Raw genomic sequence first — 20,321 nt, 5'->3', positions numbered from 1 at the left:
TACCCTCGCTTTTTTTGTCTATTTGCTCAGATTACAGAGAGTAATACATGTCAAATTCCACTGGATGCGTGGTCATGCGGAAGCGTTGTACTTCTTGCATTTTCAAGTCGATGTAGGCGTCGATCATGCTGTCGCTGAATACACCACCGCGTGTCAGGAACTCGCGGTCTTTGTTCAATGCTTCCAGAGCTTCTTCCAGAGATGCGCAAACTGTTGGGATCAATGCATCTTCTTCTGGTGGCAAATGGTACAGATCTTTGCTGGCTGCTTCGCCAGGATGGATCTTGTTCTGTACGCCGTCCAGACCTGCCATCATCAATGCAGCAAAGCACAGGTATGGGTTAGCCAGTGGATCAGGGAAACGTGTTTCGATACGACGGCCTTTTGGATTGGCAACGTAAGGAATACGGATGGAAGCAGAACGGTTACGTGCAGAGTAAGCCAGTTTAACCGGAGCTTCATAACCTGGAACCAGACGCTTGTAGGAGTTGGTACCTGGGTTAGTGATCGCATTCAATGCTTTTGCATGCTTGATGATACCGCCGATGTAGTACAGGGCGAAATCAGACAAACCAGCATAGCCGTCGCCAGCAAACAGGTTTTTGCCATCTTTCCAGATGGATTGATGCACGTGCATGCCAGAACCGTTGTCGCCAACGATAGGTTTAGGCATGAAAGTGGCTGTCTTGCCATAGGTGTGAGCAACATTCCAGACCACGTATTTCAGGTTTTGTGTCCAGTCAGCGCGCTCTACCAGAGTAGAGAACTTGGTGCCGATTTCATTTTGACCAGCGCCAGCCACTTCATGGTGATGCACTTCAACCGGGATACCCAGGGATTCCAGGATCAGGCACATTTCAGAACGCATGTCCTGGAAGCTGTCGACCGGAGGGACTGGGAAGTAACCGCCCTTAACCGTTGGACGGTGGCCAGTATTGCCGCCTTCCAGTTTTTCGCCTGTCGTCCAGGAAGCTTCGTCAGAATCAATCTTGACGAAACAGCCAGACATATCCACTTTCCAGCGTACGCTGTCAAAAATGAAGAATTCTGGTTCTGGACCAAAGTAAGCTGTATCACCAATGCCAGAGGATTTCAGGTAAGCTTCAGCACGTTTCGCGATGGAACGTGGGTCACGGTCATAGCCCTTGCCGTCAGATGGCTCGATTACGTCACATTGCATGAACAATGTGGTTTCTTCAAAGAATGGATCAATATTGGCAGTAGATGGATCTGGCATCAGCAACATGTCAGATGCTTCAATACCTTTCCAGCCAGCGATGGACGAGCCGTCAAATGCGTGGCCAGATTCGAATTTATCGATGTCGAACTGGGAAATTGGAACAGTTACGTGCTGTTCTTTGCCTCGGGTATCAGCAAAGCGAAAATCAACGAATTTGACTTCGTTATCTTTCGCCATTTTCAAGACTTCTGCGGCTGTCATTGCCATGTGAAACTCCTCTGAGAGCTAAAAAATAAATTCGGAAATTGCTGAGTGTTGCGCCTGCCAGTTTTGTGCAATATTGACCAATAGACAAACCTTGTCTTATTGCCCTGATATACAACTTACCTATCACATCCACCCGGCGGCTCAACTCACCGGGGATAATAGCAGAAACCATGCCATCATCCAGATCGTGTATATATAAATACGAAAATTGTTAAATGCTTGTTTTTGTGGCGTTTTCTTGTTCAAAACGAGAACTGCACGGGATGGTGCAAAAGTACAGCGTCGCACTAAAATGATGCAAACCTCTTAAAAATTACCATTTTGGTGCATTTTTCTAAAAATGGCATCATCACGCTGCATTTTGGTGCGCCAATAAAATCCCTTTCCGCATCCTTAGCCAGGTGCTCGCCATCAAAGTAGACACAGCTTAAAAAAATGCAAAATTAACAATATTGATCAAAATCAACAAGCCTTGGTTTTGTGCTGCGCCCGGCTCGCTGTCATTTAGACTGTTTTGTATTTTCCAGACACCAATGCCCCTCCCGTCTATCTTGCCCTGATTGAACTCAAGCATGGGTGTTGGCAGCTACATCTATAGTTAACTATGTCGCCACCCCCTTATTTGCCCAGATATCTGCCCAGGCCCATTCTGTTTGCCACACTGACTTTTGTGCTGGCAATGCTGGCCAGCACTGTCATCATAATGAAACTGGATGACAGCGCCATTAAAGAAGAAAACCTGCTTGCCTACGACCTGGCCCGCGCGCAGGCCAATGCCTTGCAAAACAATATGCACAAGGCGATATCTTCTACCTATGCCCTTGCAGGCATGGTGGCAGACAATAGTGGCCGCATCCGTAACTTTGAACGCTTTGCCGACAAGATACTGCAATATCACCCGCAGATCGCCGCCCTGTACCTGGCACCGCAAGGCATTACTACTGAAGTCGCACCGGCAGAATGGCGCGATCATGGCCTGGGCATCAATTTACTGACTGATCCTGTTCGCAAGACCGAAGCCTTGCTGGCGCGTGACAGCCACCAACTGACGCTGGCAGGGCCACTACCGCTGACCCGTGGCGGTACAGGCATCATCGCCCGCCTGCCGGTTTATCTGGATGACGCTATTGATGCCAGCAAACCCGCAGAATTCTGGGGCCTGATCTCAGCAGTCATTGATTTGCAAGGCGTGCTGAAGGATGCAGAATTATCCAAGCTGGTCGCCCGTGGTTATGAATACCAATTGTGGCGCATCGATCCCAATACCAGTGCTCAGCTCATCATACAAAAATCCCCTGGCTTCAAGTCTGGCCGCAACATCCTTTATGCCTTCAAATTACCCAATGTTGAGTGGACACTGGAACTGGTCCCCAAGCATACAAACGTCTTTAGCAAAACCCATTTACTCAATTGCACTATCGGCTTTTTATTCAGCCTGATGCTGGCCTACCTGGTCAGGCTCTTGCTGGAAGCAAGTGAACAAAGAAAAAACCTGAAAAACATCATCAGCAAAAGAACTGCTGAACTAAGCCAGCGCGAAACCGACTTGCGACGCGCCCAAAGAATTTCAAAAACCGGCAGCTGGAGCACAGGCGACGACGGGCAAACATGGCGCTACTCTGAAGAAGCAAGCCGCATACTTGGTTACCCACCAGACAGCAAGCTCGATTGCCCCAGCTTGCTGCAACGCATACACCCTGATGACGTGGAAGCCGTACAAAATTTCTGGAGCCAGGTACAAGCCTGCACCGATGCCAGCATAGAACACCGCATACTTATCCAGGGAGAAGTGCGCTGGTTGCATTCGCAATATGATGCGCAAAGCGCAAGGCATATGGGCACGGTGCAAGACATTACAGAACGCAAGCGTGCAGAAGAAGATTTGCGTATCGCCGCCATCGCCTTTGAAGGCCAGGAAGGCATGGTCATCACCGACGAGCACCGCAGTATCTTGCGCGTCAACCAGGCATTTACCCGCATCACCGGTTACAGCCGTGAAGAAGCGCTAGGCAAGCAAACCAGCCTGCTCAAATCCGGCCTGCATGGTGCCAGCTATTATGAAGACATGGGCAAACAGCTTGCCGCCAACGCCTACTGGCAAGGCGAAATCTGGAACCGCAGAAAAAATGGCGAAGTCTATCCAGAATGGCTAACCATCACTGCAGTCAAAAACACCAGCGGCAAAGTCGTCAACTATGTCGCCACCATGCTTGACATCACACAGAGGAAAGCGACAGAGGCCAAGCTCGAACACCTGGCCTACCACGACCCGCTGACTGGCCTCGCCAACCGTCGCCTGTTAATTGATCGCCTGCAACACAGCCTGCTGGCAAAAAGCCGCAGCAATCACTATGGTGCGGTACTCTTCCTTGATCTTGATGACTTCAAAACCATCAATGACAGCAGTGGCCACGGCAGGGGCGACATGCTCTTGCAAGTCGTCGCGAAACGCCTGGAACACAGCATACGCAAAGGCGATACCCTGGCCCGTTATGGCGGCGATGAATTTGTCTTGCTGCTTGAAGAACTCAGCGACAACATCCGCGAAACCGCCATAGAAACCCAGATGATCGCCACCAAGATACTGGCCGACCTGCGTGCGCCCTATGACCTTGAACACATTGAATATCACAGCAGCGCCAGCATAGGCATCACCCTGTTCGACAAACAAAATACCTCGGCAGAAGAATTATTGAAACAGGTGGAAGTTGCCATGTATGAAGCCAAGGCCAGCGGTGGCAACAGTTTCCGCTTCTTTGATAAAGACATGCTCGACATCGTCAACACCCGCGCAGCCCTTGAAGCAGATATGCGCCACGGCCTGCAACAGGAACAATTCGTTTTATATTATCAGCCGCAGGTCAATAGCGCGGGCGTGGTCACAGGTGCAGAGGCGCTGGTGCGCTGGCAGCATCCACAAAAAGGCCTGGTGCCACCATCCGACTTCATCCCACTGGCAGAAGAATCTGGCCTCATCCTCAGCCTGGGTGCCTGGATACTGGATACCGCCTGCGCCAAACTGGCAGAATGGCAAAGCAGCGAAGATACAAAAAACCGCACCCTGGCCGTCAATGTCAGCGCTCGCCAGTTCAGGCAAAATGATTTTGTCGCGCAAGTGCTGGACAACATCGCCCGCCATCATATCGATGCCAGCAAACTCAAACTGGAATTAACCGAAAGCCTGCTGGTCGACAATGTAGAAGCCACCATAGATAAGATGAACCAGCTAAAAACCAGAGGCGTAGGATTTTCACTGGATGACTTTGGCACCGGCTATTCATCCCTCTCTTACCTCAAACGCCTGCCGCTGGACCAGCTCAAGATAGACCAGTCCTTTGTGCGCGACATCCTCAGCAATAACAATGACGCCGTCATCACCAGAACCATCATCGCCCTGGGTCAAAGCCTTGGCCTGGCCGTGATTGCCGAGGGCGTGGAAACCATAGGCCAGCGCGATTTCCTGCAGCAGCAAGGCTGCCTTTCCTATCAGGGTTATCTGTATGGCAAACCCAGCGCCGATTTGCGATAAACTACTGGACAAGTTTCACGTACTATTCACTTACTATGCTGCCAACGATACCAAGCCCAGGAGCCGCCATGTCTACCGATCAAACCCTGCAAACAGCCCGCCAGCGCGGCCAGGAACAAGCACTGCCCTATGCCGGCGCAGTCACCCCGCAAGAAGCCTATGCCCTCCTGCAAAATGATAGCAAGGTAGTACTCATCGACGTGCGCACCAATGCTGAACGCGACTGGGTAGGCAGAGTCAACATCAATCCAGAACAACACCTGGCCGTACAATGGAGCCTCTACCCCGGCGGCACACCCAACCCAGACTTCCTGGCACAACTGCAAGCCAGTGCAGCAGACAAGGACAGCATCATCCTCTTTCTCTGCCGCTCAGGCGTACGCTCCCGCCACGGCGCCAAGCTGGCAACAGAAAACGGCTACGCCAACTGCTTTGACATCCTGCAAGGTTTTGAAGGCGACAAGGACGAGCAAGGCCACAGAAAAACCCTAGGTGGCTGGTGCCAGCACGGCCTGCCCTGGCTGGGCGCTTAACTTAATGCAAAAGCAAGATTTACAAAAAACAAGAAAAAAGCTTCCATATTGAAGTTTGCTTTGCTAGAATAGCGGACTTCGCTGTTACGGCAAGTTAAAGCGAATGCAGGAGAGGTGGATGAGTGGTTTAAGTCACACGCCTGGAAAGCGTGCGTAGGTTTATCCCTACCGGGGGTTCGAATCCCCCCTTCTCCGCCATGAATATAAAAGCCCTTGGATGATTCCAAGGGCTTTTTTTTTGGTGCACTTGTTACGAAACACGGGCTAAATGACACAAAAAATGTCCTATAAATAAATGCTGAACGCCCCACCATCAAATAAGCTGGTACTCCGCTACGTATCGCAGGCAAGTCATTCCATGCCAGACAATACCGACACAACCTACATGCAACACTACAAATGCAACAACCTGCTTGCAAAATAACAGGTACATTCCAAACTACACAGACGATGCAAGGCGACGTTACCGCGCAAGCAACGCAAAAGAGACAACGTGCAGGAAATAGGTTTTTCTATGACCGCTTAACCTGTATTGCGCAGCTGCATCTAGAGTAGCTACGGGACAAGGTTGTCTCGGGTCGTGTCATCTTTTTTAGAAAAAGAACCTCAGTCGGATAAACAAAAGTGCATACCAAAATCGTAATTCACATACTGCAACTACGCACGCATAGCTAGTTTAATAGTTAGTCACCAGCATATTTTTCAAAATTAAAGGCTGACAGTTGTTTTATTTGCAGTTAATACTTAAGATTGTTGAAGTCAATAAATAATTGCGAATTTAATACATCAAGCGAATTCAAATGAAAAAATCCTTTTCAGGTTTCTACGCGCCAAGCCAAGCAGAATTTGAGAAGCTTTGGGATGAAGGCACGATCATTTTTGATGCAAATGTTTTACTTGATCTATACAGGTATCCGAAAAATGCACGAGATGAATTTATAGCTGTTTTGGAGAAGTTGAGCGCCAGATTCTGGATTCCACATCATGTTGCGCTTGAATTTCAACGTAACCGCCTGACAGTCATCGCAGGCGAAAAAAAATCAACAGAAGATGCCTACAAATTCGCTAGTACTTTAATTGCCAACGTTAAATCGAAAATAGATGAACTTCAGATTGATAAGCGCGGTTTAAATATTTCTGCTGAAAGGCTAATAAATAGTCTAAATGAAGCAAACATTCAATTTATTGAAGCTGCAAAAGCCGCCCATGATCAGCAGTTAGAAGTTTCGTCTTCTGATCCAATCAGAGAAAAAATTGACGACTTATTTGCGGAGAAAGTTGGACCATGCCCTGCAAATCAAGAAGAATTAATTAGATTAACGCATGATGGAGAAGGTCGATACGCTTCGAAAATTCCGCCAGGCTATAAGGATGATGCCAAAGGGAAAAATCCAAGCGACGCAACATTCATTTTTAATAAATTGAAATACGAGCGAAAATTTGGTGATCTTATTTTCTGGCGACAGTTGATCAACTACGCAAAAGAAAATAACGTGAAAAGCATAATGCTCGTTACTGCTGACGGTAAAGATGATTGGTGGCAAAATGAATTTGGTCGAACCATTGGCCCACACCCAGAATTGACACATGAAATCATGAGCGAAGCGAATGTGGAAATTTTTTGGATGTACTCACCCTCCCAATTTTTCAAGCATGCTAGCACACGCCTTGATGCAAAAGTCTCCGATTCCTCGGTCAAAGAAATTGAAGATATCTCGTTAACTGCTGTTGAAAACCTATCAAACATACCCACTGCGACAATTAGCCCCCAAGAAATGTTGAAATTCAGCGGCGATCTTTCTAAATGGATGTGGAAAACGAGAAAAACTGTTACTCAGAATCCGAAGCGAGAACAACTGCATTGGTATCATGAAGATGATTTGACAGATAGTATTGTCACTACGAACAGTGAGAAAATAAGTCACTTTAAAACATACATGTTTCTAGAAAAAATATTTGGAAACATTAGATTTAATGAAGAGCCTTTTCCAAAATTTGTTTCCTTTAATAAATCAAGAGACCTCGGCATTGAAATTATTTTAAAAGACGATCTATTTGGACTTTTGTATGATGAAGATACGCATAATCAAATCAATACTATGAGAAAGCAATTTTGGGGAGACAAATTATCTATTGTTTTTCTTGCGGAAAAAAACCATGCTGAGTATCGCAATAAAAGTTTTCTATCGCTTTTAGAAGAAGAGATAAATTCAATCGCAGAAAGACATGACTATGCGTCCATTCTGGTCGCAATTAAGTATGATAGCCAAATAGAGTTACTTGCAAGCACTTGAAAATGACTGGATAAAATAGTTTTTCTGATGGAGACTACGCGATATTTTTATCGAAAGATATGCGCATTAGCAATTTTAAAGACCCGTGGGAATATAGCATTTGTATTTTTGGCGAGATTTTTGCAAAAACCATCATTAAACGAAAACCCGCGATGCTTGAGAAAGTCATCAGAAACGCTGTTGGTTATGGATTTGAAAAGCTAAAACGAAGTATTTGTAAATGTGGAGATGAGAATTGCGCAGCACAGGGAGTGGCTTAAAAATGAATCTGATCCGCCATTGATTTATGCAGCTGCGATGGGAGACTTGAAATGCTAGGCAGAAGCTAATAAAAAAGAATATCCGCCGCCAGCAGTGGAGGTCATACAAGATATCGAAAGCCTTTTAATATATGCGCACCAATTAGCGTATAACATTAAATCAAAACAAGGTTTCAACAGACATAGGCACGACATCGTCGTCTTTAACACAGGTAAGCGCACCAGTTTATACCCTGAAGTCTCATCCATGAATTGGTATGGAGATGTTCCGGAGGATGGAAGCGCTGAGTAAATATATAACAGAGAATCAGACACCATCCAGCCAGGGTAGCCGTTTACTCAAGCCAGCGCAGATGCGAATAGCCCACGTATTCGCACACAAAATTTTAAGGTGGATATCGATATCTTTCGGTCTCGACATGCGTGCGATTACGTTACACTAATCGCACCTACGCGTTGGCCCACTTTGTCAGCATGCTGCAGGTGTTTATCCAAACCAATCGCTTCAGAACCAAGCTGCCGCAATATAACCCGGCAATTACGATCCCTCTGATACAGGCCACCTCAAACACCATCACCCTGCAGCGCTATGCAGTGGCCGGGCTGGAACAGATGTTCAGGCCAGGGTACGAGTACAAAAGGCTGGCGTGATCCTGAGCGAGATCTACCTGGCATCGATGCACCAGGGAGACATGTTTTCTGGTCACGTTGAGAAGCCGGCGCTGAAGGATGTGCTTGACTAGGTCAATAAGCGCTATGGAAAGGACACGCTGAAGCTAAGCCAGGATAGGAGCCGGCACTCCTGGAAGATGCAAATGGAAGCGAAGTCACCGTGCTACAAGACTGACTGGGATGAATTACCCGTTTGCAGGTAATTTACAAAGAGAGAAATTCGGCCAACCACGCAAATCAGGCAGTCGATGCAACAGGCAATAAAGGCCGCCAGTTTTTTTGTCATGCAAGTCCTAACATGACATTAAAAGAATTATGAAACTCTCTAAATGATATCAGTCCTGTCGTAACTCCCTCAGTTATACATTGCAAATTAAATAAAAAACAACACACCGATTTGCCTTTAGATTTAGCAACTATACTAACATGACAATATACCAATTACTCATGTAAGGCATTTTATGATTGACCCTATTTCAGCGGCACTGGCGACTGTAGCGGCAAAAGAAATTACAAGCGCCATAATTAAGCCAATATTCAATTTGGCATTTCAAGGGAGTAAGAAACTCACCGAAAATGTTCGGGATATCTTTGCAAATAAGTTTGCTGATTATGTTGGTAGGCAAATCGATCGTCATTCACATCTCAACACATTGGTATTTCAAAATCCAATGTCGCTGGAAGAGCTTTACTTGCCATTAACGCTTTCGCCTAGTATGAAAAATTCTGACATGAAGGAAATATTGGTCAACAAATTTCCGGAAAAGTTACTTCAAGAAACAAAAAGAATACTAATTACAGATACTGCAGGAATGGGAAAATCCACCCTCATGAAATACATGCTCATTCACTGTATTCGCTCAAATTTTTCCGTTCCAATTTTCGTCGAACTCCGCCATCTATCACGCGCCAGGACACTCAAAGTACTTCTAGAGGAAGAACTAAACGGTTTAGATTCGGATAATGATCACAAATTCGAACAAGATGATTTAAATAGCGTATTAAAAAAAGGGCAATTTGTGTTCTTTTTGGATGGCTATGACGAAATTTCGTTTGTTGACCGTGAGGAGGTCACTAAAAGCATTAAGACATTCATCGACTCGTTCCCAAACAATTATTTCATAATAACGTCCCGTCCAGAGACGGCGTTAGTATCGTTTTCATCATTTGAAAAATATCATATTCGCCCTCTGAAAAAGGCAGAGTCGTTCGAGCTAATTCGGAGATATGACAGAAATGGGCAAAGAGCAGAAACTTTGATTGCTCGACTTATGGGAAAAGAGTTACGATCAGTTCATGAATTCTTAGTTAATCCGTTATTAACAACCTTGTTATACCGATGTTTTGAATATAAACAAAGCCTACCGGAAAAGAAACACGTTTTTTATCGCCAAGTATTTGATGCCTTATATGACTGGCACGATGCTAGTAAAGACGGTTACAACACACGAGAAAAAAAATCTAAACTTGACTTAGATAGTTTTCATCGTGTTCTAAAAGTGATGGGCTTTATTTCGACGATGTCTGGCGAAATCGAGGGCGACAAAGACAAAGTTTTGAAATGGATCAACGATGCGAAAAATCTTTGTTACGGGCTGACCTTTTCAGAAAATGCTTTCTTAGAAGATATTACTCAGGCTGTGCCAGTGTTTGCAAGAGATGGGCTCGCGTACAAATGGGCTCATAAATCTCTCGCAGAATATTTTGCAGCACAATACATCTGCACAGAAGGAAAATATCAGCAAGAAGACATCTTTAAGCATATTACCCAAGTTTTTCAGATCGCGAAGTTTGTTAACGTTCTGGATCAGATATATGACGTCGACCAAGCGGCATTTAGAAAGTATATTTCACTTCCTTTTGCAAGATCATTCATTATCCATCGCGAGCATAGTTACAAAAATATGAGTCCATTGATCCCCGCCGAAGAGCTGGAATTACGACGTTCAATTACGTTCGGTAGCTCGTACTTTCTGGCACGGGATGTGAATGTTGCTTCGAATAATTCGCCTGCGGTAGAACCTTACGTCGTGGCTTCGGTAGATGATGATACTGATTTACAACATCAACGTATTTCCATCGCAAAAATATCAAATTTAAAAGGTAGTATATTTGTAATTAAAGTCCTTACCACGAATGGCATTATCGGCGCTATATTAAAAAGCAAACGAGATCCTCTAGTACGTGCAGCAAATATAGCTGACAACACAAAAAAACCAATAGCGATATATGGTCTCAAAACAAAGAAGACTATAAAAATAGATGACAGAACAGATGACATTACAAACAACAACAGAAATTTCTCAAACATCACGCGTTTGTTGATTCGAGAGATGGAACCCACATCAGTGTCATTTGAAAACTGTCAAGCTTTCTGCAATTCGTTCGATGACGATCAGTCGAGAACAAGTTTCACAGAGAAGATTATGGCGATTACTAAAGAAGCAAATAAATGATTTCGGAAAAAAAATGCCCCTCAATAGAAGTAGCTCAACACGAAATTCAAGTCGTATTTTTATAAAATTTCATTTCGAAGAAAGGTTGAGTCAACAACCTCTCTAAATGCCTACTGGTTTTGGTAAAGTATTTTCACCAAACGAAACTCCCAGTCTTAATGCTGATCAGGCATATGAGACACAGCACTATGCAAGTGCGAATAATCCCGAGTATTCGCACTTACGATTTTACGTGCCAAGAACGATTGAAAATAAAGCAATTCCATGCCACTATCCTCGCTCGATTATTTTCAGGAATGCAGCATGAGTAATATTATTGAGACCATCCAGGTATCAGGTTTCGACGCTGAAGGTGAGCCAGAGATTCATATCCACGAAGATAAAACCATACTTCTTGAATTTTCTTTTATGCCGCCTTCAGATGTGGAAACTGAAGAGGATGAAGCTCTATACGAAGATTTTGATGAACAGATCGAAGCAGCTATCTATACGCCCGTCATCTGGGAAGATCGTGAGCGGTTCATCATTGAATCACCAGCTGAAAATACCGTTGAGTTATTACAGAAATTTCTTGCCACTTATCGTGCGAATAAAGATCAGTAATAAACTTTGGAATTCAAAACACAAATTGAAAACACATACGGCGGGAGCTTAGGAATGTTCGCGGCTAAAACAGCTCCTACAACAGCGCTTTCCTACCTGCTTTCATCCCTTACCTGCATCAACAAATGCCCCAGGCGATTCTTGCCTTTGCCGTTGGGGCCTATGCCCCAGTAGCTATCGTAAGGGGAATTTTCTACCAGCAGTTTTTTGGCTGTGCCCAGCAGCAATTGCTTTAATTCCGGATTTTGAAATTTTGCGCGCAGGCCGGTGAGCATGATGGATTCTTTGACTTCATCCCAGTCTCTTCTTATGGGGATGTCTCTGTTTTGGCCAAGGTCTTTGGCTTGTTTGGGTGAGCCGCAATTCAGTATCTTTTCGAAATGAGATGTTCCCTCGAATTTCTTTGCCTGGAAATAATGCTCCATCGTGCGCCAGTGGTGGCCATCAAGCTCGAAACCAAATCCGGCAAAATTTGAGAGTTCGTAATACTGATCATCGCGGTCAAAGAAGAATATTATTTTCGCCATACGTTTGATTCAATTAATTTCTGCTGGTTTATTACATGCTGATCAGTGAAGCAAAGCGTGCCAGGTCAACATTGCCGCCAGAAATGACGACACCGACTTTTTTACCCTGCAAATTAAGTTGCCCGCCAAACAGGGCAGCGGCGCTGAGGCAGCCGGTGGGTTCTACGACGAGTTTCATACGGTTGGCGTAGAACTTCATTGCTTCTATCAGTTGTGCATCTTCGACGGCGAGTATGTCATCGACCTTGTCTTTGATGACGGCGAAAGGCTGCACGCCCAGGTACTGGGATTGCGCGCCATCGGCGATGGTGTCAGGTGTGCTGATATGAACGATTTCGCCAGAGCGCAGGCTTTGCTGGCCATCGTTGCCTGCCTGTGGTTCTACACCATAGACGCGGCAATTTGGCTGCATGGCTTTGGCAGCGGTGACGCAGCCGGATAGCAAGCCACCACCACCCAGCGGCACCAGCAAGACATCAAGGCTGCCCACTTCTTCTATCAATTCTTTGGCGAGTGTGCCCTGCCCGGCCATGATATGGGGATGATCAAAAGGCGGGATGAAGGTGAGGCCACGTTCTTCGCTGAGTTGGCGACCTATGGCTGCGCGGTCTTCTTTGTAGCGGTCATACAAAATGACTTCTGCACCGTAGGCACGGGTGGCAGAGATTTTGACGGCAGGCGCATCACTGGGCATGACGACGACGGCTGGCATGTTCAACAGGGAGGCCGACAGGGCTATGCCTTGGGCATGATTGCCAGAAGAAAAGGTAACGACACCGCGCTGACGTTGCTCAGCATTAAACTGCAACAAGGCATTGTAGGCACCACGAAACTTGAAGGAGCCTGAACGCTGGAAGTTTTCGCATTTGAAAAAAACCTGGGCACCTGTCAGCACATTGGCCATGCGCGAAGTCAGCACTGGTGTGCGCTGCGCAACAGCAGAGATGCGGCCATGGGCGGCTGCAATATCTTCAAAACTGATGGGCAACTGGCTCATGTCGCGCTCCCTTTCTGTGGCAGATAGGTGTACACGGTCGAGCGGGCAATGCCCAGGGTATTAGCAACGATGGTCTGGGCATTTTTTAAGTCCATCAGCCCTGCCTGCGACAACTTAAGTATGGCAGCGCGCCTTTGCGCTGGTGTCAGCATACGTGGCGTTGTGTTGAGACTGGAGGCGTACTGCTCCAGCGTGCTGCGTATGACGTCAAGGCTGGGTGAGACAAGATTCTCTCTGATGTCGACCGGTGGCGATTCAGTTTGTACCAGTTGCTGCAGGCTGGACGCAGCTGCACTCAGTAAAGACACATCGATATTGAGGCAAATCGCCATGACATATTCGCCATCGCCATTTTTTATACCTATCGAAGTGCTCTTGGCGGGCCGTCCATCAGGGAATTGATTTGGGTAGCTTTGCAAGACTTCAGGGAAACTGGGATCGCTGATGCGCGCCAGGCCAATTTCAGTCGTGCTGGCACCGACACTGCGGCCAGACAAGTTGTTGGAAATGGCAACCACATGATGCTCATCAACGGTGAGATCGTGCAGCACGACCTCTACCAGCGGGAAGAAAGTCTTGCCCAGCGCATCAACGATTTTTTTGCCTTCTCTCAGCAGTAATTGATTTTCAGTAAGCTTCATGACTGACATTATGTCACATTACAACAAGTTGTCAATATTTGACATTTGTGGTTAGAATGGCGCTCTTTTTTCAAAAGCCGGGGAAATTTCTACAAAATTTCAACCCGTTTTTGATACTTTTTTTAAACAAGTACGCAAAGTACATCAGGAGACAGCGTGAAATTATTGGTAGCGACAGCATGGCTGCTAGGCAGCATCGTCATCAGCACTGGCAGCACACAGGCCGAAGAATTAACTGGCACTTTAAAGAAAATCAAGGAGAGTGGCGTAATTACCCTGGGGGTACGCGATTCATCCGTGCCCTTCTCTTTTATCGACGACAAGCAGGTATATCAGGGTTACTCGGTAGACTTGTGCAAGAAAGTCGTCATTGCTGTGCAAAAGCATTTGGGCCTTGCCAGTCTCAAGACTGAGTTCAACCCCGTTACTTCAGCCAGCAGATTGCCCTTGATGGCAAATGGGACGATAGATCTGGAATGTGGATCAACGACAAACAATCTGGAACGCCAGAAGCAAGTGGCATTTGCTCCTACCATGTTCCTGGCTGCTGGCCGTTTGATGTACAAGAAATCGTCAGCCATACAAAGCCTGGCAGACTTGCGCGGAAAAACCGTAGTCTCGACGGCGGGCACAGCCAATCTCAAGCAATTGACGATCATGAATGGCGAACAAAACCTGGGCCTGAATATAGTTGCGGCGGCAGACCATGCAGAAGCATTTCTGATGCTGGAAACCGGACGTGCAAGCGCCTTTGCACTGGATGACATACTGATGGCCAGCCTGGCAGCAAGTTCAAAAAACCCTGCTGACTATGAAATGAGCAAAGAGCCACTGTCGCTGGAGCCTTATGGCATCATGTTGCGCCGTGAAGATGCCGCTTTCAAAAAAGTGGTGGATACTGCCATCAGCACGATCTATACCTCTGGTGAAATCAATGGCATCTATGCGAAATGGTTTAACAGCAGCATAGCCCCTAAAGGCATCAACCTGCGCTTCCCGGTGTCGCCACAATTGCAAATCGCTTTTGCAAAACCGTCTGACTCAGGTGGCCCAGCCACTTATGCTGCAGTACCTGAAGCACAGAAAAATCTGCTCAAGAAAAAATAAATCTCTCTTTATGTTGGCCTGTCATTGACGCACGTTGACGCCGATGGCATGACTTATTTCAACAGATCAGCATACTCAGCCCAGGCAAATTGATGTGGTGTATCTGCCCTGACTACTTCAGCGCGCACAACCTGCATCGCCTGCACCAGTTTGGCTCGCTTGCGTGGCGCTTTCAAGGCGGCGGGCAAGCGGCTCAGCCAATGGCCATTGGGGCCGACAGGTGCATTGCGCAGGTTCGATAAATATCGCGTGGTCGGCAATGGTTTGCTGGCCAGCACGGCAATAAAATGATCAAGTTGCGCCGGTGAGCTGAAGAGCAGCTCATGCTTCTCAAATTCCACATGCAAAAATACATAACCCCTGTGCGGTATGCAGGGTGGCGATGGTGGGTCCCATACATCTGGCTGATCTGGCACGGGCAAGTGCACCCAGTATGCAAGCGGGCTGCGCCAATGATCTTCAAAACTAAAATGATAGCTTGTCGTCATGCTGGTTTGCTTTGAGTGTTATCCGTTTTTAATGTGTTTTTAACGTACTTGTAGCTGCGAAAATAGCATAAGAAATGCGCTGCCATTACGCAGCATGCTGAATTACTATCATGCTGCATCAATTTCTGGACGGGCTTGATTTTCATCAGCACTGGCGATACCGGCTACGGCTATCTTGATGGGCCAGCCAGGCAAATTCCCCCTAAAAAGAGATACGCATCTTTGGTGTATTGAGGGCGTTTTGATGTTATATGTAATGCTTACAGGTATAGTTTACACTCAGGGAGCCGAATGGACCACAGCATTTCTTTGATCACCACTGTCGCAACCGCTTTTGCCGGAGCACTCGTCTTCGGCTTCATTGCCGAAAAAATTAAAATCCCCGCGCTAGTTGGTTACTTACTGGCCGGCATCGTCATCGGCCCAACTACCCCGGGCTTTGTGGCGGATGTACATATTGCATCGCAGTTGTCAGAAATAGGCGTGATGCTGCTGATGTTTGGCGTAGGTTTGCATTTCTCCCCCAGTGACTTGCTGGCAGTGAGGCGGATTGCCGTACCTGGCGCTGTTTTGCAGATGGGTATAACTACTGCGATTGGGATGGCCGTTGCATCCTGGTGGACATGGAGTATAGGCGGCTCTTTGATTTTTGGCTTGTCACTGGCCTGTGCCAGTACGGTAGTGCTGCTGAAATCACTGGAAGCACGCAATCTCCTGAACAGCATGAATGGCCGCATTGCAGTAGGCTGGCTGGTGGTGCAGGACCTGGTCACTGTACTGGTACTGGTTTTACTGCCACCGCTGGCGGGCGTGTTAGGCAGCACGACAGCCGTTGTTGCAAGCACGACACCGCTGTGGATTACCATAGGTAAGACCTTGTTGCAGGTATCTGCATTTATTGTCTTGATGCTGGTGGTTGGTCGCCGCGCCCTGCCCTGGTTGCTGTGGCAGGTGGCGCGCACTGGTTCGCGCGAACTGTTCACCTTGTCGGTGGTAGCATCGGCGATTGGTATTGCGTATGGCGCTTCACTGGTATTCAGTGTTTCATTTGCACTGGGTGCCTTCTTTGCGGGTACGGTGATGCGTGAATCTGAATTCAGCCATCGTGCAGCGGAAGAATCATTGCCTTTACGGGATGCGTTTTCAGTTTTGTTTTTTGTATCAGTGGGCATGGTGTTTGACCCTGCGATTTTGATCGCACAACCTTTGCGTGTGCTTGGCGTGGTCGCTATTGTCATCGTTGGTAACTTTTTTACCTCTTCTGCCCTGGTGCTTATCTTGCGCTACCCGCTTAATACTGCGCTCTCCATAGGTGCCAGCCTGGGGCAAATTGGTGAGTTCTCTATCATCCTGGCAGGCCTGGGCTTGTCGCTGGGCTTGTTGCCGCAAGAAGGTATGAGCCTGATACTTGCTGGTGTATTGATTTCGATAGGCTTGAATTCTTTCCTGTTCACGCTGATAGGGCCAATCAGGAAATGGGCCTTGTCGCATTCTGACCTGGCGCGGGAACTGGACCAGAGACAAGACCCGTATGCAGAACTGCCTATGAGTACCGATAGAAAATATCTGGAGGGCCAGGTCGTCCTGATTGGTTATGGTAGGGTTGGCCGCCGCATTGCACAGGCCATGGATGAACGCGGCATACCCTATGTCATCGCTGAACAAAATCGCGAAATAGTAGAAGACATGCGCAAGCGTGGCATAGCCGCGGTATCGGGCAATGCGGCAGATCCTGCGGTATTGATACAGGCGCATATAGCCAACGCTGCCATGCTGGTGGTTGCCACGCCAGATACACTTAACGTCAGGCATATGGCGGAAACCGCCAGGGCGCTCAATCCCAATATCGAAATTTTACTGCGCACGCATAGTGAAGATGAATCCATCATGTTGCGCAAGGAAGAAATTGGCGATGTCTTTTATGGGGAAGAAGAACTGGCAAAAGGCATGGCCAGCCATGTATTGAATCGTTTTAAGCCTGATGATGATAAACACCCGCATGCATAATGCGTGAGCATGGTATTGCATGAAAGATTCGCTGTGTCTTGCCAAAGCAAAGGCACAACGAATCTCAATATGCTGACTATTCAATGCAAATGTCAACGCAAATGAACTGCAAAAAATTTCAGAGCATCTGCCACCACCTGCTGGTGCAATGCTCTACGATCCACACCTGCCGGGTCTGCGCAAATCTGAGGCACAGCCATTTTACCGAACGCAGTACACTCAGCCAAAAAACCATAGTGCGTGACTGCTGGTAATATCTGCATCGTGCTGCCAGCGATGTTTGCAGCATATATCCGGGCATTAAACTCGGGTATGGCCTGATCATCATCAGCACCCACCACAATGCGCACCGGCGCCTTGATATTTTGCATGCTGTCTTTTGTCACTACCCTGCCCATGACGGGTGCAATGGAATAAGCAGCGCGTATGCGGGCATCACTATATGATGCGCCGGATACCGCTATGGCATCCTTGACGCGCTGGTTTTCCTTGAGCAGTGTCTGTAATTCTGCCTGGCTGAATTTGGCTTCTGGCGGCAATACGCAATTTGGATTGCTGGCATGTTTGCCGCAAAATTCTTCCCATTGCGCATAGCTGATGCGGGCACCCACGCTTGCCAGTGCAGTGTATCCACCTATGGAAAAACCGGCCACGGCAATACGCTGCGCATCTATCCTGCTGCCAAAGACAGGATCAGCCAGCAGTCTGTCTATCACTATGGAGATATCCCTGGGCCTGTCCCACCAGACCACAAAAGCTTCAAGACGGGTCTTTTCCTCATAGCCTGTATTGCCATGATGATTGACTGCCGCCACGATGTATCCATGTGCTGCCAGGCTTTCAGCCAGCCAGGCCATGGATGCCGCAGAACCGCCCGTGCCATGGGACAATAAAATCAGGGGCAGCTTTTGGGGTGTTGATGACATGACGGCCCCCATCGCATTCGAGCCTGCTTTAAATATGGAAACATTCCATTCTTTTTCTACTGTGCCAGCCTGGGCTGGATACCAGATGGTAGTTGCCAGTGGGCGTGGTTTGCTGGCCGTCCAGTCGAGGCGACTGGCATCTTCATACTGCAGCATCTGCATGCCTACCGGATGTGGTCTGTCTGCCGTCTCAGCAGATACGGCACAATTTGCCAGCGCCAACAAACTGGCAGACATAATCAAATTGCGAATAATAGAAATCATGGAAGCCTACTCTTTAAAATGATGGGCGCTAGCAGGCAATGGCGCGGCGTATGCCTGCGCGCATGTCCATGCAAGTAAGATTTAAATTAGAACTATGTGTTCAGAGAGGTACGACGGGAATGCAGATGTCGCAATCAAAGACGCCAGTCTCAGGATCAAAGCAGGAATTGGTTGAGTAATATTCAAAGCAGGGCCGGGCATCGAGTTGATAGCCGCTGGAAGGTAACCAGTCGCGCAAGATGGCTGTCCAGGCTGCCCCTATTTCTGCGTTGGTCCCTTCAAAACTGAGGGCAGCGTATTCACCACCCGGTATGCTGGTCAGCAAAGCATTGCCAGGGACATCGGCATTACCTGGCAACTCAACCGCGGCATCATAACGGCATAGCGCAGGTTCGGTGATACTGGGGTCATCATGGCTGATGCCGTAGCGCGCCCTGCCAAAGAGATCATGCATGGCCATCCAGGGTACAACAGTGTCGGCCCAGAACTGGCCTACTGATGCACCATAGGGGCCGATGTGGCACAGATAGGCGATCCTGACTTCAGCTCTGTGTATTAATTTAACGTCCATGCTGTTAACCTGTTTCAAGTTGGCAGAGATTCCATTATGGAAGGAAGCATAGGATAGCAATTGATCATTCTTGCTCAAGACTTGATTAATCTTGCTATTTGCGCGGTGCAGCTCTACTTGATATTGCCGCCAGGCAGCAGGTGTATAGGCAAACCTGTCCTTGAATGCCCTGGTAAAGGCTTCTGCTGAACCAAAACCGACAGACAAGGCAATGTCCAGCACTGGCGTGCCAGCTTGCGCAAACAAACGAAATGCGGCCACTTCAAGACGCCGGCGGCGCACATAGTCGCCCAAGCGCTCGCCCATCCAGGCAGCAAACAGTCGATGAAAATGAAATGGAGAAAAATGCGCGACCCCGGCCAGCACCTCCAGATCAAGTGACTGATCGAGATGGCGGTCTATATGCTCCAGCACCCTGTGCATACGGGCCTGGTAGTGGGATTGGTACTGTGAAGGCTTGTCCGGTCTGAGGTCGCTCATGCCTATACCCCTGGGTTGACTTCCCATTCCATGTACTGACTGGATGGCTCAAAACCTTCAGACGCATATAGGGCCTGACCGTCTTCAGTCGCATGCAACCAGATTTTTGCAAAACCTTGCTCATGCGCATAACGCATGGCGTGCTGCAATATCTGTCTGGCCAGGCCTTGCTTACGGTATTCTGCCAGCGTATACATATTGAGCAAATAGGCATCCCTGCCTGCTACATTACCCGGATACGGAGGGCGCACAAAGATCGCGAGCGAACCGCAGGCGACGATGTGTTCCCCGGTTTGCGCTACCCAGGTTTTGCACGCGCCGTTTTGAAAAGCTTCACGGAAATAAGTGCGCGTAGACTGCAACAGATCATCATCTACAGCCTTGCCATGATTAAAATCGACAAGCTTGTCGAACAGGCGCATGCGCAGTTGCACGATTTGTTCAAGATCATCTGACACTGCCTCACGAACTACGATAGTCATCAATGCTCCTTTGCGGGTAACAGTGCTCACAATATGA

General features: G+C 47.7%; 16 protein-coding genes, 1 tRNA gene and 2 pseudogenes. 11 read left to right on the top strand and 8 right to left on the bottom strand.

What is annotated here, in order from left to right; all coding sequences use genetic code 11:
• Window positions 1-31: 31 nt before the first annotated feature.
• Complete coding sequence (gene glnA / locus DFR42_RS27785; protein WP_110258329.1) at window positions 32-1,447, bottom strand: type I glutamate--ammonia ligase; 1,416 nt, start codon at window positions 1,445-1,447, stop codon at window positions 32-34.
• A 604-nt stretch (window positions 1,448-2,051) separates the two neighbouring features.
• Between glnA and DFR42_RS27780 the strand changes: the two genes are divergently transcribed.
• From DFR42_RS27780 to DFR42_RS27735, 9 genes and pseudogenes are all read left to right on the top strand, one after another.
• Window positions 2,052-4,976 carry an EAL domain-containing protein gene (locus DFR42_RS27780; protein ID WP_110258328.1) on the top strand — a complete coding sequence of 975 codons (2,925 nt, stop codon included), beginning with the start codon at window positions 2,052-2,054 and terminating at the stop codon, window positions 4,974-4,976.
• 68 nt (window positions 4,977-5,044) lie between these two features.
• The gene (locus DFR42_RS27775) at window positions 5,045-5,509 is read left to right on the top strand and encodes a rhodanese-like domain-containing protein (protein WP_110258327.1); all 465 of its coding nucleotides are present in this window, start codon (window positions 5,045-5,047) and stop codon (window positions 5,507-5,509) included.
• Window positions 5,510-5,617: 108 nt separating this feature from the next.
• Window positions 5,618-5,707: transfer RNA gene (locus DFR42_RS27770), tRNA-Ser, on the top strand.
• A 602-nt stretch (window positions 5,708-6,309) separates the two neighbouring features.
• A complete protein-coding gene (locus DFR42_RS27765; protein ID WP_110258326.1) occupies window positions 6,310-7,803 on the top strand; it encodes a PIN-like domain-containing protein in 1,494 nt (497 codons plus the stop codon).
• A gap of 29 nt (window positions 7,804-7,832) precedes the next feature.
• A pseudogene (locus tag DFR42_RS30045) lies at window positions 7,833-8,063 on the top strand (DUF2716 domain-containing protein); the annotation flags it as partial.
• A 483-nt stretch (window positions 8,064-8,546) separates the two neighbouring features.
• On the top strand, window positions 8,547-8,714 hold the full coding sequence (locus tag DFR42_RS29410; protein ID WP_170133722.1) for a hypothetical protein: 168 nt from the start codon (window positions 8,547-8,549) through the stop codon (window positions 8,712-8,714).
• 104 nt (window positions 8,715-8,818) lie between these two features.
• A pseudogene (locus DFR42_RS30040) lies at window positions 8,819-8,938 on the top strand (DUF4113 domain-containing protein); the annotation flags it as partial.
• Between the two features lie 258 nt (window positions 8,939-9,196).
• The gene (locus DFR42_RS27740) at window positions 9,197-11,191 is read left to right on the top strand and encodes an NACHT domain-containing protein (RefSeq protein ID WP_110258322.1); all 1,995 of its coding nucleotides are present in this window, start codon (window positions 9,197-9,199) and stop codon (window positions 11,189-11,191) included.
• A 303-nt stretch (window positions 11,192-11,494) separates the two neighbouring features.
• The gene (locus DFR42_RS27735; protein WP_110258321.1) at window positions 11,495-11,794 is read left to right on the top strand and encodes a hypothetical protein; all 300 of its coding nucleotides are present in this window, start codon (window positions 11,495-11,497) and stop codon (window positions 11,792-11,794) included.
• A 92-nt stretch (window positions 11,795-11,886) separates the two neighbouring features.
• Here the strand turns inward: DFR42_RS27735 and DFR42_RS27730 are convergent, their stop codons facing one another.
• Genes DFR42_RS27730 through DFR42_RS27720 form a run of 3 tightly spaced genes read right to left on the bottom strand, consistent with a single transcriptional unit; the run spans window position 11,887 to window position 13,959 of the window.
• A complete protein-coding gene (locus tag DFR42_RS27730) occupies window positions 11,887-12,321 on the bottom strand; it encodes a riboflavin biosynthesis intermediates N-glycosidase (RefSeq protein WP_110258320.1) in 435 nt (144 codons plus the stop codon).
• 31 nt (window positions 12,322-12,352) lie between these two features.
• Complete coding sequence (locus tag DFR42_RS27725) at window positions 12,353-13,318, bottom strand: threo-3-hydroxy-L-aspartate ammonia-lyase (RefSeq protein ID WP_110258319.1); 966 nt, start codon at window positions 13,316-13,318, stop codon at window positions 12,353-12,355.
• On the bottom strand, window positions 13,315-13,959 hold the full coding sequence (locus tag DFR42_RS27720; protein ID WP_110258344.1) for a helix-turn-helix transcriptional regulator: 645 nt from the start codon (window positions 13,957-13,959) through the stop codon (window positions 13,315-13,317). Before DFR42_RS27720 ends, DFR42_RS27725 begins: the two co-directional genes overlap by 4 nt.
• 156 nt (window positions 13,960-14,115) lie before the next feature.
• Here DFR42_RS27720 and DFR42_RS27715 point away from each other — a divergent pair, with 156 nt between their 5' ends.
• Window positions 14,116-15,066: an amino acid ABC transporter substrate-binding protein gene (locus tag DFR42_RS27715; protein ID WP_110258318.1), complete on the top strand. Its 951-nt coding sequence runs from the start codon at window positions 14,116-14,118 to the stop codon at window positions 15,064-15,066.
• Between the two features lie 53 nt (window positions 15,067-15,119).
• Here the strand turns inward: DFR42_RS27715 and DFR42_RS27710 are convergent, their stop codons facing one another.
• Window positions 15,120-15,554: a hypothetical protein gene (locus DFR42_RS27710; RefSeq protein ID WP_110258317.1), complete on the bottom strand. Its 435-nt coding sequence runs from the start codon at window positions 15,552-15,554 to the stop codon at window positions 15,120-15,122.
• 291 nt (window positions 15,555-15,845) lie between these two features.
• Here DFR42_RS27710 and DFR42_RS27705 point away from each other — a divergent pair, with 291 nt between their 5' ends.
• On the top strand, window positions 15,846-17,561 hold the full coding sequence (locus DFR42_RS27705; protein WP_110258316.1) for a cation:proton antiporter: 1,716 nt from the start codon (window positions 15,846-15,848) through the stop codon (window positions 17,559-17,561).
• Between the two features lie 92 nt (window positions 17,562-17,653).
• Here DFR42_RS27705 and DFR42_RS27700 read toward each other — a convergent pair whose 3' ends face one another.
• From DFR42_RS27700 to DFR42_RS27690, 3 genes are all read right to left on the bottom strand, one after another.
• The gene (locus tag DFR42_RS27700; RefSeq protein WP_110258315.1) at window positions 17,654-18,751 is read right to left on the bottom strand and encodes an alpha/beta hydrolase family protein; all 1,098 of its coding nucleotides are present in this window, start codon (window positions 18,749-18,751) and stop codon (window positions 17,654-17,656) included.
• A 100-nt stretch (window positions 18,752-18,851) separates the two neighbouring features.
• Window positions 18,852-19,802: an AraC family transcriptional regulator gene (locus tag DFR42_RS27695; RefSeq protein WP_110258314.1), complete on the bottom strand. Its 951-nt coding sequence runs from the start codon at window positions 19,800-19,802 to the stop codon at window positions 18,852-18,854.
• Between the two features lie 2 nt (window positions 19,803-19,804).
• Window positions 19,805-20,284, bottom strand: coding sequence for a GNAT family N-acetyltransferase (locus tag DFR42_RS27690; protein WP_110258313.1), 480 nt, complete (start codon window positions 20,282-20,284; stop codon window positions 19,805-19,807).
• Window positions 20,285-20,321: the final 37 nt, after the last annotated feature.

It is taken from the genome of Undibacterium pigrum (genome assembly GCF_003201815.1).
GTDB classification, from domain to species: Bacteria; Pseudomonadota; Gammaproteobacteria; order Burkholderiales; family Burkholderiaceae_D; genus Undibacterium; species Undibacterium pigrum.
This window is presented reverse-complemented; position numbering and strand designations above follow the sequence as displayed.

What these genes read in the sequence shown, in the direction of transcription:
- DFR42_RS27775 (WP_110258327.1), top strand. Translation starts at nt 5,045, where the DNA reads ATGTCTACCGATCAAACCCTGCAAACAGCCCGCCAGCGCGGCCAGGAA.
- DFR42_RS27690 (WP_110258313.1), bottom strand. Translation starts at nt 20,284, where the DNA reads ATGACTATCGTAGTTCGTGAGGCAGTGTCAGATGATCTTGAACAAATC.
- DFR42_RS27720 (WP_110258344.1), bottom strand. Translation starts at nt 13,959, where the DNA reads ATGAAGCTTACTGAAAATCAATTACTGCTGAGAGAAGGCAAAAAAATC.
- DFR42_RS27695 (WP_110258314.1), bottom strand. Translation starts at nt 19,802, where the DNA reads ATGAGCGACCTCAGACCGGACAAGCCTTCACAGTACCAATCCCACTAC.
- DFR42_RS27740 (WP_110258322.1), top strand. Translation starts at nt 9,197, where the DNA reads ATGATTGACCCTATTTCAGCGGCACTGGCGACTGTAGCGGCAAAAGAA.
- DFR42_RS27725 (WP_110258319.1), bottom strand. Translation starts at nt 13,318, where the DNA reads ATGAGCCAGTTGCCCATCAGTTTTGAAGATATTGCAGCCGCCCATGGC.
- DFR42_RS27735 (WP_110258321.1), top strand. Translation starts at nt 11,495, where the DNA reads ATGAGTAATATTATTGAGACCATCCAGGTATCAGGTTTCGACGCTGAA.
- DFR42_RS27780 (WP_110258328.1), top strand. Translation starts at nt 2,052, where the DNA reads ATGTCGCCACCCCCTTATTTGCCCAGATATCTGCCCAGGCCCATTCTG.
- DFR42_RS27700 (WP_110258315.1), bottom strand. Translation starts at nt 18,751, where the DNA reads ATGATTTCTATTATTCGCAATTTGATTATGTCTGCCAGTTTGTTGGCG.
- DFR42_RS27705 (WP_110258316.1), top strand. Translation starts at nt 15,846, where the DNA reads ATGGACCACAGCATTTCTTTGATCACCACTGTCGCAACCGCTTTTGCC.
- DFR42_RS27730 (WP_110258320.1), bottom strand. Translation starts at nt 12,321, where the DNA reads ATGGCGAAAATAATATTCTTCTTTGACCGCGATGATCAGTATTACGAA.
- glnA (WP_110258329.1), bottom strand. Translation starts at nt 1,447, where the DNA reads ATGGCAATGACAGCCGCAGAAGTCTTGAAAATGGCGAAAGATAACGAA.
- DFR42_RS27765 (WP_110258326.1), top strand. Translation starts at nt 6,310, where the DNA reads ATGAAAAAATCCTTTTCAGGTTTCTACGCGCCAAGCCAAGCAGAATTT.
- DFR42_RS27710 (WP_110258317.1), bottom strand. Translation starts at nt 15,554, where the DNA reads ATGACGACAAGCTATCATTTTAGTTTTGAAGATCATTGGCGCAGCCCG.